We start from the raw sequence: 11412 nt of genomic DNA, 5'->3' as shown, positions 1-11412 counted from the left end.
CCTTTATGCCTGATGACCATAGCGAGGTGGTCCCACTCCTTCCCATCCCGAACAGGACAGTGAAACGCCTCAGCGCCGATGATAGTGCGGGTTCCCGTGTGAAAGTAGGTCATCGTCAGGCTCTTACAGCCCAAATCGCCCAGCCCCTCAAAAGGCTGGGCGCTTTGCTTTGTGCGCCGCTCCCTTCAGCTATTGCGAATATGCGATCCGTCGCAGCTCGCGGCGCCAGCCCTGACCAGCTCGTCCAGAATCTCCGAGGCCAACGCCTCCAGCGAGGTGTGGCCGAAAAAGCGCGTCTGGATGGTTGCGAAATAAGGCGTTTGCCCGAGCCATGCGCTCCATTCGCTTTGGCGGATGGTCTGCAGTTCCAGCAGCTTGAACTTCAGCAGCACCTTCAAGGCGTGGCGCGCGTGCTTGACCGGATTGCGCTGGAAGCCGTCGAGCCTGCTGCGGGCCTTCTGCAGTGCCGCAGGCGCATCGTGGAAGACGCTTCCATGGCCGGGAATCACGTGCAGCGGAGCCAGCGACTCGATCAGATCGAGCGTTGCACCGACTTCTTCGAACGAGGCCTCGCCCTGCAGTTCGGGAAAGACCACCCCGAACCCGTTCTCCCAGAGCGCGTCGGCCGAGATCAGGGTCCTGGAGTCGGGCTCGAACAGGATGACCGAATGCGGATCGTGGCCCTTCGCGGCATGGATCTCCCAAGGCAGGTCGCCGAGCCGGATCTCGTGCCCCGGCTCCAGCAGGCCCTCGAAGCGAAAACGCGCGCAGCGCTGGCCGGTGGCGCGGAAACTCAGGGCGTCTTCATCCCAGGCCCTGACTGCTTCGGCCTCACCTGGCGGGATGAAACTGCGCAGCGCCGGAAAACGCTGCTGCAGCGCCTCGTTGCCGCCGCAATGATCGCTGTGCAGATGGGTGTTGAGCAGCAGATCGAGCGGCCGTCCGGCCAGCGCGCCCTCCATCAGCGCCACGGTCTGCGGCGCGTGGGTCAGGTAGCCGGTATCGACCACCGCCGTCTGCTCGCGCCCCTTGAAGAGCACGTTGTTGGCAGAGAGCCAGCCTCGCTCGAAGACCTGGAGTTGCGCGGGCAGGCCGCCGGCCGCCGTCAAGACTGCGCGCCCGCGCGCAGTTCGCGGCGCAGGATCTTCCCGACGTTGGTCTTCGGCAGCGCATCGCGAAACTCGATTTGCTTCGGCCGCTTGTAGCCGGTCAATTGGTCATGGCAGTAGCGCATGACACCCTCCTCGGTCAGCGCCGGATCCTTGCGGACGACGAAGACCTTGATCGCCTCGCCCTGCTTCTCGTCGGGCACGCCGATGGCGGCGCATTCGACGACGCCCGGACACAGCGAGATCACGTTCTCGAGCTCGTTCGGGTAGACGTTGAAGCCGCTGACGATGATCATGTCCTTCTTGCGGTCGACGATCCGGCTGTAGCCGTCGTCCTGCATCACCGCCATGTCGCCGGTGCGCATGAAGCCGTCGGCGGTGAAGGCCGCCGCGGTCTCGGCTGGCTGCTTGTAATAGCCGGCCATCACGTTCGGGCCCTTGATGCAAAGCTCGCCGGCCTCGCCGGCCGGCAGCGAACGGCCCTCGTCGTCCTTGATCGCGATCTCGATGCCCGGCAGGGGCAGGCCGATGTTGCCGCTGTAGGCGGTATTGGTGACCGGGTTGTTGGTGCCGATGGCGCAGGTCTCGCTCATGCCCCAGCCCTCGATCATCGGGCAGCCCGTGACCTCGAACCACTGTCGCGCGGTGCCCTCGGAGGCCGCCATGCCGCCGGCTTGCGAGACGAACAATTGGGAAAAGTCGACGGTCTTGAACTCGGGGTGGACCAGCAACGCATTGAAGAGCGTGTTGACCGCCGGGAACATGTGGAAGGGACGCTTCTTCAGCACCGCGATGAACTTGGCCGTGTCGCGTGGATTTGGAACCAGCGTCAGGTGCGAACCCTGGCGGATCGCGAGCAGGCACAGCGTCAGCGCGAAGATGTGATACAGCGGCAGCGCGGCGATGCTGTTGACCTTGGACAGGTCGCCCGCGCGCGCCAGCGCCGGCGTGAACCAGGCCTCGGCCTGCAGCGTCGCGGCGACGATGTTGCGATGCGTGAGCACGGCGCCCTTCGACAGTCCGGTGGTGCCGCCCGTGTATTGCAGGAAGGCGATCGAGTCGAGCGTGCTCGGGTCGGCCGCCAGCGTGCGGCCGCGACCCGCCGCGATCGCCTGGGAGAAGGGCGTGACGGTGCGTCCCTCGGTCAGCGCGATCTTGTAGGGCGGCACCATCTTGGCGAGGTGCCGCACGGCGAAGGTGATCCAGGCGCCGTACATGCCGCCCAGCAGGTCGCCCATCGCAGTGACGCACACATGCTTGATGGCCGTGTGGTCGACCACCTGCTCCAGCGTGGTGGCGAAGTTCTCGAGGATGACGATGGCCGTGGCGCCCGAGTCCTTGAGCTGGTGCTCGAGCTCGCGCGCCGTATACAGCGGGTTGACGTTGACGCAGGTGTAGCCCGCCCGCAGCACCCCGCAGATCGTGGCCGCGAACTGCGGAATGTTGGGCAGCATCACGGCGACTCGCGCACCGGGCTCGAGCCCGAGCGACTGGAGCCAGGCACCCATCGCATTCGACAGCGTGTCGAGCTCGCCGTAGGACATCCACTGTTCCATGCAGACCGAGAAGGGCCGTTCGGCATGGCGCTTGAAGGATTCGTCGAAGAGTTGTCCGAGCGAACGGTACTGCTCCGGGTGGACCTCGTGCGGCACGCCGGCCGGATAGCTCTGAAGCACGGATGTCTGCATGCAATCTCCTTTGGCGCGGATTGTCGGAGCGACCTGCGCTCGGCCGCCAGCGGGCTTGTCCTAGGGTGCTGCCGGCCGGGGCTGATTCGCGTGAGATAGTTGGCGCATGGTTGCACGTGCCCAGCGGTGGTTGGTGATCGGTTGGCTGCTCCTTGCCGTGGCGTGGACGAGCTACTGGTGGAGCCGGTCGCCGGCGATCGCGATCGCCGGGATGCTGGTGCTGACCTGCTCCCATGCGGCATTCCTCGCGCTCGAGTTCGCGCTTTGCTATTGCGTTGGCGCGAGCGACCCCGTGCCTCGCGCCGGCGCCTGGCAATGCGTCAAGGCCTGGCTGGCGGAAAGCGCCGCGGCGCCGCGCGTCTTCTGTTGGCTGCAGCCTTTTCGCTGGCGCGCCGTGCCCGACCACCTGCCGCACGGCCAGCGCCGGGGCGCGGTGTTGATCCACGGCTTCGTCTGCAATCGCGCGTTCTGGACCCCGTGGCTGCGCGAACTGCGCGCCGCCGACCGTGCCTTCGTGGCGGTCGACCTCGAGCCCGTGTTCGGCTCGATCGACCGCTATGTGCAGACCATCGAGGCGGCGATCGCACGCGTGACCGCCGCCACGGGAAAGCCGCCGCTGCTGATCTGCCACAGCATGGGCGGCCTCGCGGCCCGCGCCTGGTTGCGCGACAGCAATGGCGCGCGCGTGCACCGTATCGTCACCCTCGGCACGCCGCACCGCGGCACCTGGCTGGCGCGCTTCGGCCGCACCGCCAATGGCCGCCAGATGCGCATGGGCGGCGAGTGGCTGCAGCGCATCAACGGCGAGCGCGCCGGCGTGCAGCAGGTGCCCTTCACCTGCTGGTATTCGAACAGCGACAACATCGTGTTTCCGACCTCGGCCGCCACGCTGCCGGGTGCGGACAACCGGCTCGCCGCGGGACGCGGCCACGTCCAGATGGCCTTCGATGCCGGGATCCGGCGCGAGGCGCTCGCGCTCCTCGACGACTGAGGCCCGGGCAGTGCGACCGGCCTACTTGAGCCAGCGGTCCATGACGCGCTGGAAGTCGCCGCCGGCCTGCGACAGGTGCAGCCACTGGTCGACGTAAGCCTTGAAGGCGAGGTCGTCGCGCGGCAGCAGCCAGGCCATCTCGCCGTACTGCAGCGGCTTGTCGGGGTTGACCGCGCACAGGCCCGGCTTGAGCTTCTGCTGGGTGATCGCTTCGGCCGATTCGGTCACGAAGACGTCGGCACGGTTGGCCAGGATCTCGTCGAAGATGGTGAGGTTCTCGCCATGCATCGCAAGCTTGGCCTGCTTGAAGTTGGCCCGGGCGAAACGCTCGTTGCTGCCGCCCGGATTGAAGATCACGCGCACCTCGGGCTTGTCGATCTGTGCGACCGTCTGGTACTTGGCGACGTCGGCGCAGCGCGCGATCGGCGTCTTGCCGTTGACCATGTAGGCGGTGCTGAAAAAGGCCAGCTTCTGCCGGTCGGTCGATACCGAGATGCCGCCGACCGCCATGTCGCACTTGCCGGCCCGGAGGTCGGGCAACAGGTTGGCCCAGCTGGTCTTGACCCATTCGGGCTTGACGTTGAGGCTGGCGCTGAAGCTCGCCATCAGGTCGACGTCGATGCCTTCGTAGCTGGCGTCGGGCTTCTGGAAGCTGAAAGGCTTGTAGTCGCCCGGCGTGCAGATGCGCAGCGCGCCGGCCTTCTGCACCGCGTCGAGGCGGGAGACCGCCTCGCCCTGGCGCGGCGTCATCGCGCAGCCTCCCAGCGCCAGTGCCGCGGCGGCGAGACAGAGCGGGGAACGAAGCGGGGACGTCGGGCGCATGGAGGCTCCAGGGTGAAAGGGGGCGCCTATTGTGCAGCGGCCAGCACCCCGCGTCGGATCTGGTCGAGCTCGATGCTCTCGAACAGCGCCTTGAAGTTGCCTTCGCCGAAGCCGTCGTCGCCCTTGCGCTGGATGAATTCGAAGAAGATCGGACCCAGCTGGTTCTCGCTGAAGATCTGCAGCAGCAGCGCGCCCTTCTTGCCGTCGACCAAAATCCTGCGCTTCTTGAGCGCGGCCACGTTCTCTCCATGGCCCGGGATGCGCTTGTCGACCAACTCGTAGTAGGTGTCGACGGTGTCGAGCAGCTTCACGCCCGAAGCCCGCAATGCATCGACCGTGTGGAGGAGGTCGCGCGAACCCATCGCGATGTGCTGGATGCCCTCGCCATGGTAGCTGTCCAGGTATTCCTGGATCTGGCCCGCCTTCTCGTTGCCTTCCTCGTTGATCGGGATGCGGATCTTGCCGCAGGGGCTGGTCATGGCCTTGCTCTTGACGCCCGTGACCTGGCCCTCGATGTCGAAGTAGCGGATTTCGCGGAAGTTGAACAGGCGCTCGTAGAAGTCGGCCCATTCCTTGAGCCGGCCGCGGTGCACGTTGTGCGTCAGGTGGTCGATGTAGGTGAGGCCGTGGCCTTCGGGTGCCAGCGCCTCGGCCGCCGAAAGGCCCGGCAACGCCTCGAAGTCGACGTCGTAGAAGCCGATGTTGCCGATGTCGCCGGGCTGGGCGCCGTTCTTGCCGCGCCAGCGGTCGACGAAGTAGATCAGGCTGTCGCCGATGCCCTTGATGGCCGGGATGTTGAGTTCGCCCGGGCCGGCGCCGGGCGCGAAGCCCCAGGCGCCGAGGCCGATTGCGCGCTCGTAGGCGGCCTTGGCGTCCTGCACTCGGAAGGCGATGGCGCAGATGCTCGGGCCGTGCTGGCGCGCGAAGCGCTGGGCGAAGGAATCGGGCTCCGAATTGATGATGAAGTTGATCGTGCCCTGGCGGTACAGCAGCACGTTCTTGTGGCGGTGCCTGGCAATCGGCTTGAAGCCCATCTGCTCGAAGACGCGGCCCATGGCGGCCGGATCGGGGGCGGCGTATTCGATGAATTCGAAGCCATCGGTCCCCATCGGGTTCTCCCAGGGCGTGAAGGCGGCGGTGTCGGTGGTGCTCATGGTTGGATCTCCGTGGGGATTCAGTGTGCGGCCGTGGCAGGACGGCGTCCGTATGGAACTGTAAAAGCGCCGGAGCTCATGATTTCGGCGTTTTTGGGCTCAAAGGTGTCATTCAACACAGGAAAACTGCAAAATCCAAACGATGGATGCACTTGACAAGATCGACCGGCAAATTTTGCGCACGCTTCAGTCCGACGGCCGTGCCACCTACGACCAGATCGCCGAGCAGGTGAGCCTGTCCCCGAGCGCGGTGCTGCGGCGGGTCAAGCGGCTGGAGGAAAGCCGGGTCATCGACCGCTATGTCGCCCTGGTCAAGCCTGAAGCCGTCGGGCTGGGGCTCACCGCCTACCTCAACGTGCGGCTCGAGAAACTGACCGAAAGCCACAAGCGAAATCCCATGGACTTGTTTCGGGCCAGCGTGCAGACTTGGCCCGAGGTCGTCGAATGCGCCGCGCTGACCGGCGAGATGGACTACCTGCTGCGCGTGGTGGTGGCCGACATGGCGCACTACAGCCGTTTCATCATGAACACCCTGCTCAAGCACCCCAGCGTCCAGGACTGCAAGACCAGTTTCGTGCTCGACCGCGTCAAGGCGACGACGGCCGTGCCCCTGTAACAACGTGCATCGGATGCCGATAGGCCTGGAGCGGCATTTGTTCACCGATCCGCAGTCGGACAAGCCCCGTCTCCTTGAAGGTTTAGGGAAAACCCTTATATTCCATGCATGCTTACCGCCAAGGCCCTCCTCCTAGCCTCACTCGGCGTCGGCTCGTTCCTGAAGGCGCCGGTGGTTGAGGCGCAGCCGCGCGCCGCCGCGCCGCACCCCGTCATGGTGCCGATCCGCTCGATCGGCCCCCGCGAGCGTGACCGCATCGCCCAGCACCTTCTGGCCCTGCCGCCGCACGACCGCTACCTGCGATTCGGCTACGCCGCCTCCGATGAACAAGTCCAGCGCTACGTCGACGGGCTCGATTTCGAGCGCGACGAGATGTTCGGTATCTACAACCGCCGGCTCGAGCTGATCGCGATGGCCCACCTGGCCTTCGCGCCGGCCGAGCAGCAGCAGGATTGCGCCGAATTCGGCGTCTCCGTCGCGGTGCACGCACGCGGACGCGGCTACGGCGCGCGCCTGTTCGAGCGTGCGGTGGTCGTGGCGCGCAACGAAGGCGTGGGCATGCTGTTCATCCATGCCCTGAGCGAGAACGCCGCGATGCTGAAGATCGCGCGCAATGCCGGCGCCACCGTTGTGCGCAGCGGCTCCGAGTCCGAGGCCCACCTCGAACTGCCGGCCGCCACCTTCGACAGCCGCATGAGCGAGATCGCGCTGCAGCACTTCGCGCAGGTCGACTACCAGCTCAAGACCCGAGCCAAGCAGTTCTGGTCCTTCCTGGCAGAAGTGCAGGAAATCCGCAGCGGCGTGCGCGCCGCGCGAGACAAATCCGCCGCCTGAAAAGAAACACCCCCCGAAGCGCCTGCGGCGCCCCGAGTCGCTGCCAGAGGCAGCGGCTCTTCGGGTCCGTCCAAGCCTGCGCAGGCAGGCTTGGAGCCGCGGACCTCAGCCCCCTCAAGGGGGGCGATACCAGCGGCCCGGCAAAGCCGGTTCCGCGGTATCCCTGGCATGGGGCTGCGCCGGTTTCATGGATCGCGATCGCGTAGTGGACCACTGGCCGCCGCCCTGAAGTCCGGCCGCGCAGCGCGCCGGGCGTCGTGGGCCGCCACGGATCCGGCTTCGCCGGGCCGTCGGGGGCGCCCCCTTGAGGGGGAGGCTTGCTACACGCAGTGAGCAAGCTTCGGGGGTGGGTTATCCTTGCGGTTCCCCAACTCCGCCCTCCCGCAGTGGCCGACCCTCACCCTGATCGTGATCGCGCGCCCGTCGAACGCGAAGACAAGCGCAGCTTTCTCCAGAAGCTCGCCGAATTCATTCACCCCGGGCCCGATTCCCGCGACGAACTGATCGAAACCCTGGCCGACGCCGAGGACAACGACGTCATTGGCGCCGAATCGCGCGTGATGCTCGAAGGCGTGCTCCGCATGGCCGACATGACCGCCGGCGAGGTGATGGTGGCGGCGCCGCGGATGGACCTGGTCAACATCGACGCGCCCTACGACGCGTTGCTGCACCTGGTGATCGATACCGCCCATTCGCGCTTTCCGGTCTACGAGGGCGAGAAGGAAAACATCATCGGCATCCTGCTCGCGAAAGACCTGCTCAAGCTGCAGCGGGCGCCGGGGCTGAACATCCGCGCGCTGTTGCGGCCGCCGACCTTCGTGCCCGAAAGCAAGGGGCTGAACGACCTGCTGCGCGAGTTTCGCGGCAACCGCAACCACCTGGCGGTGGTGATCGACGAATTCGGCCGCGTGGCCGGCCTGATCACCATCGAGGACGTGCTCGAACAGATCGTCGGCGAGATCGAGGACGAGTTCGACATCCCCGAAGACGAGGGCGACATCTTCGGCCTCGCCGACCACACCTACCGCGTGGCGGGCGACACGCCGATCGAGCGCGTCGCCGAAGCCTTCGGCATCACTTTCGACGAGGCGTTGAGCGAGGAGTTCGACACCATCGGCGGCCTGATTGCGCACGAGATGGGCCACGTGCCCAAGCGCGGCGAGCATTACGCGCTCGGCGCCTTCGACTTCGTCGTGTTGCACACCAAGGGCGGCGCGGTGCGCTGGTTCAAGGTCTCGCCGGCGCGCGGCGACGACGCGGCCGATTGAAAACGCTGCTGCGCGCGCTGGGCTTCGGGCTCGCGGGGCTGGCCCAGGCGGCATCGATCGCGGCGCCGTGGGACGGCCGGCCGCTGTGGTGGCTGCAACTGCTGTCGCTCGCTGCGCTGGTGTGGCAGCTCGATGCGCTGCGTCCCGCCCGCGGCACCGCTGACGACGCGTCCCGGCCCTGGCGTGCGGCGGGCTTCCTCGGCTGGGTTTTCGCGACCGCCTGGCTCTGCGGCACGTTCTGGTGGCTGTTCATCTCGATGCACACCTACGGCGGGCTGGCAGCGCCGCTGGCCGCGCTGGCGGTGTTCGCGCTGGCCGCGGCGCTTTCGCTCTACTACGCCTTCGCCTGTGCCTTGTACGTGGCCTTCGCGCCGCCGAGTCCGTTGCGCTCTGCGGCCTTCTTCGCCGCGCTGTGGACCCTGGCCGAACTGCTGCGCGGCAGCTGGTTCACGGGCTTCCCATGGGGCGCGGGCGGCTATGCGCATGTCGACGGGCCGCTCGCGGTCTACGCGCCCTGGGTCGGCGTCTACGGCATCGGCGCGGTCGCGGCCGGCATCGCGACGCTGGTGCCGCTGGCCTTGCGCCACGCGCGCGGTCGCGCCTTCGCGCTGCCGGTCGGGCTGGCCCTGGTGTTGTTCTGCGTGCCGGCGCTGATCGACCTGGCGCGTGGTGCGCCCGCCGACGACACGGCCCGTTCGCGCGGGCGCATCGGCATCGAACTGCTGCAGGGCAACATCCCGCAAGACGAGAAGTTCATCCCGGGCGGTGGCATCGCGACCGCGCTGCAGTGGTACGGCGAGAAGCTGCGCGATGCCGACGCGCCGTTGGTGATCACGCCCGAGACGGCCTTGCCGCTGCTGCCGTCGCAACTGCCGCCGGGCTACCTGGACGCGGTCGCGGCGCGTTACCAGCGCGGCACCCAGGCCGCGATCGTCGGCCTGCCGATGGGCGATGGCCGCTCCTACAGCAATGCGGTGCTCGGCTTCAAGCCCGGCGAGACGGCGCCCTATCGCTACGACAAGCACCACCTGGTGCCCTTCGGGGAGTTCATCCCGAGCCTGTTCCGCTGGTTCACCGACATGATGAACATCCCGCTCGGCGATTTCGCGAGCGGCGGGCTGGCGCAGCCGCCCTTCGTCTGGCTGGGCCAGCGCATCGCGCCGAACATCTGCTACGAGGATCTGTTCGGCGACGAGATCGGCGCCAACTTCCGCAATGCCGAAGAGGCGCCCACGGTGCTGCTCAATGTCAGCAACATCGCCTGGTTCGGTGATTCGATCGCAATCGACCAGCACCTGGCGATCTCGCGCATGCGGGCGCTGGAGTTCCAGCGGCCGATGGTGCGCGCCACCAACACCGGGGCCACGGTGGTCATCGACCATCGCGGCCGGGTGACGCACGCGCTGCCGCGGCTCACGCGCGGCGTGCTGAAGGCGGAAGTCGAAGGGCGGGGCGGGCACACGCCCTATGCGGTGTGGGTGTCGCGCTTCGGGCTCTGGCCGCTGTGGGGGCTGGCGCTGGCGGTGGTCGCGGCGACGCTCGTGCGCCGCCGTCTTCGCGTCTAGCTCGACGTCTTCGCGGGCCAGTCGCGCAGCTTGCCCGGGTTCAGCAGCCCGCGCGGATCGAAGCGCTTCTTCATCTCGACGATCTCGGGCGGCAAGGCCCCCCCGGCCTTGCCGTCCTCGACGATGAAGACATGCGGATTGTTGATGCGCACGCCGCGTTCGCGATGCATGCGGATGATCTGGTCCAGCCGCTCCTCGGTCGTGAAGCGCACCAACTGCAGCGCGCTGCAGGTGAGCAGGCCGTCGAGGTTGCGCAGGAACTCGACGTGCATCAGCACCTCGCCGGCGAACAGCTGTTCCATCTCGGTGATCTGCGCCACATGCTGGCCCGGCACGAAGCTGCTCTGCAGGTAGGTCAGCGACTTGTCGATCTTGAGCGCGTGCAGCGTCGTGTGGTTCCAGGTGAACTCCATCAAGGTGCGGTTGCTCTTCTTCACCTCGTCGGCGGTCTTGCGGTAGCTCAGGCGGCCGCGATGCGCCTCGGCGAGTGCGAGCATCGGGTCTTCGGAGGATTCCGCCACCAGCGACAGCACCGCGTGGCAGCCCTGCGGCAGATGCTCGGCGAGCTGCGCCAGGTGGTCCGGCACCGGGCTCGCGAAGAAAGCCACTTCGCGCTTCACGATGCCGGGTGCATGCGCCAGCGCGTCGGCGAAGGCCAGCGCCGGGGCGAAGGTGTCGAAGACCACCAGGCTCTCGAGCCACGGATGGGCCGGCGCCAGCGCCACCTCGAGCTCCAGCACCAGTCCGTTGGTGCCCCACAGGTGGTGCATGCGCATCGCCTCGGCGCCACGCAGTTCGACGATCTGCGGCTCGGGCTCGATCGTCATCGCGCGCAGGCCGAGCACATTGCCGGGCGCGCCGAGCGGGCCGTAGTTGATCGAGCCGACGCCGCCGAAGCCGCCACCGAACAGGCCGCCGAGCGTCGCGCTGCGGTAGGTCGACGGAATGCAGCGCAGCTCCTGGCCGGAGGGGCGGGTGTGCTTCTCGAGTTCGCCGAGCCGGATCCCGGCCTGGGCCCGCGCGACGCCGGGGCGCACCCATTGCAGCGCGTTGTAGCCGGTCATGTCGAGCACCACGCCGCCGGCCAGCGGCGTGGTCTGGCCGTAGTTGCCGGTGCCGCTGCCGCGGATCGTGATCGGCACGCCGAGCCGGGCGCAGGCGCCCACCAGCGCGCGGATCTCGTCCTCGGTGCGCGGGCGCACGACGGCATCGGCGCGCTTGTCCTTGAGCTGCCGGTCGAGCACCGGGCTGAACCAGGCGAAGTCCTGCGACAGCCGCGCGATGCGGCTCGGGTCGGTGATCCAGTCGAGTTCGGGCAGTTCGAGGTGCAGGCGCTCGATCGAGGTCATGGGTGCATTCATCGGA

Annotated in this window: 10 protein-coding genes and 1 rRNA gene; 6 read left to right on the top strand and 5 right to left on the bottom strand. The window is 67.4% G+C overall.

The features are described 5' to 3' along the window. Positions 1–8 precede the first annotated feature (8 nt). Positions 9–121 (top strand): 5S ribosomal RNA (rrf, locus tag AC1DYD_RS09245). 64 nt (positions 122–185) lie between these two features. On the opposite strand, the gene AC1DYD_RS09240 is transcribed toward rrf, so the two are convergent. Further along, positions 186–1109: an MBL fold metallo-hydrolase gene (locus AC1DYD_RS09240; RefSeq protein WP_478172441.1), complete on the bottom strand. Its 924-nt coding sequence runs from the start codon at positions 1107–1109 to the stop codon at positions 186–188. Next, positions 1106–2797, bottom strand: coding sequence for an AMP-binding protein (locus tag AC1DYD_RS09235; RefSeq protein WP_478172440.1), 1692 nt, complete (start codon positions 2795–2797; stop codon positions 1106–1108). The genes AC1DYD_RS09240 and AC1DYD_RS09235 overlap by 4 nt, the downstream gene beginning before the upstream one ends. Before the next feature lie 106 nt (positions 2798–2903). On the opposite strand from AC1DYD_RS09235, the gene AC1DYD_RS09230 reads away from it, so the two are divergent. Further along, positions 2904–3788 carry an esterase/lipase family protein gene (locus tag AC1DYD_RS09230; RefSeq protein ID WP_478172439.1) on the top strand — a complete coding sequence of 295 codons (885 nt, stop codon included), beginning with the start codon at positions 2904–2906 and terminating at the stop codon, positions 3786–3788. Between the two features lie 21 nt (positions 3789–3809). On the opposite strand, the gene AC1DYD_RS09225 is transcribed toward AC1DYD_RS09230, so the two are convergent. Next, a complete protein-coding gene (locus AC1DYD_RS09225; protein WP_478172438.1) occupies positions 3810–4610 on the bottom strand; it encodes a transporter substrate-binding domain-containing protein in 801 nt (266 codons plus the stop codon). A gap of 26 nt (positions 4611–4636) precedes the next feature. Further along, positions 4637–5764, bottom strand: a complete 1128-nt coding sequence (hppD, locus tag AC1DYD_RS09220; protein WP_478172437.1) for a 4-hydroxyphenylpyruvate dioxygenase — start codon at positions 5762–5764, stop codon at positions 4637–4639. A 142-nt stretch (positions 5765–5906) separates the two neighbouring features. Between hppD and AC1DYD_RS09215 the strand changes: the two genes are divergently transcribed. The 4 genes from AC1DYD_RS09215 to lnt all read left to right on the top strand — a co-directional run bounded on the left by AC1DYD_RS09215 (position 5907) and on the right by lnt (position 10047). Next, positions 5907–6380, top strand: coding sequence for an Lrp/AsnC family transcriptional regulator (locus AC1DYD_RS09215; RefSeq protein WP_478118519.1), 474 nt, complete (start codon positions 5907–5909; stop codon positions 6378–6380). A 108-nt stretch (positions 6381–6488) separates the two neighbouring features. After that, the gene (locus AC1DYD_RS09210) at positions 6489–7214 is read left to right on the top strand and encodes an N-acetyltransferase family protein (RefSeq protein WP_478172436.1); all 726 of its coding nucleotides are present in this window, start codon (positions 6489–6491) and stop codon (positions 7212–7214) included. Positions 7215–7600: 386 nt separating this feature from the next. Next, complete coding sequence (locus AC1DYD_RS09205; protein ID WP_478172435.1) at positions 7601–8482, top strand: HlyC/CorC family transporter; 882 nt, start codon at positions 7601–7603, stop codon at positions 8480–8482. Beyond that, a complete protein-coding gene (gene lnt / locus AC1DYD_RS09200; RefSeq protein WP_478172434.1) occupies positions 8479–10047 on the top strand; it encodes an apolipoprotein N-acyltransferase in 1569 nt (522 codons plus the stop codon). The genes AC1DYD_RS09205 and lnt overlap by 4 nt, the downstream gene beginning before the upstream one ends. On the opposite strand, the gene AC1DYD_RS09195 is transcribed toward lnt, so the two are convergent. After that, entirely contained in the window at positions 10044–11408 is a 1365-nt protein-coding gene (locus AC1DYD_RS09195; protein ID WP_478172433.1) for an FAD-binding oxidoreductase, read from the bottom strand. The two genes, lnt and AC1DYD_RS09195, sit on opposite strands and share 4 nt — an antisense overlap. Positions 11409–11412: the final 4 nt, after the last annotated feature.

It is taken from the genome of Variovorax sp. P4_B11, assembly GCF_056402355.1.
This window is presented reverse-complemented; position numbering and strand designations above follow the sequence as displayed.

What these genes read in the sequence shown, in the direction of transcription:
- AC1DYD_RS09235 (WP_478172440.1), bottom strand. Translation starts at nt 2,797, where the DNA reads ATGCAGACATCCGTGCTTCAGAGCTATCCGGCCGGCGTGCCGCACGAG.
- AC1DYD_RS09230 (WP_478172439.1), top strand. Translation starts at nt 2,904, where the DNA reads ATGGTTGCACGTGCCCAGCGGTGGTTGGTGATCGGTTGGCTGCTCCTT.
- AC1DYD_RS09225 (WP_478172438.1), bottom strand. Translation starts at nt 4,610, where the DNA reads ATGCGCCCGACGTCCCCGCTTCGTTCCCCGCTCTGTCTCGCCGCCGCG.
- hppD (WP_478172437.1), bottom strand. Translation starts at nt 5,764, where the DNA reads ATGAGCACCACCGACACCGCCGCCTTCACGCCCTGGGAGAACCCGATG.
- AC1DYD_RS09215 (WP_478118519.1), top strand. Translation starts at nt 5,907, where the DNA reads ATGGATGCACTTGACAAGATCGACCGGCAAATTTTGCGCACGCTTCAG.
- AC1DYD_RS09210 (WP_478172436.1), top strand. Translation starts at nt 6,489, where the DNA reads ATGCTTACCGCCAAGGCCCTCCTCCTAGCCTCACTCGGCGTCGGCTCG.
- AC1DYD_RS09195 (WP_478172433.1), bottom strand. Translation starts at nt 11,408, where the DNA reads ATGAATGCACCCATGACCTCGATCGAGCGCCTGCACCTCGAACTGCCC.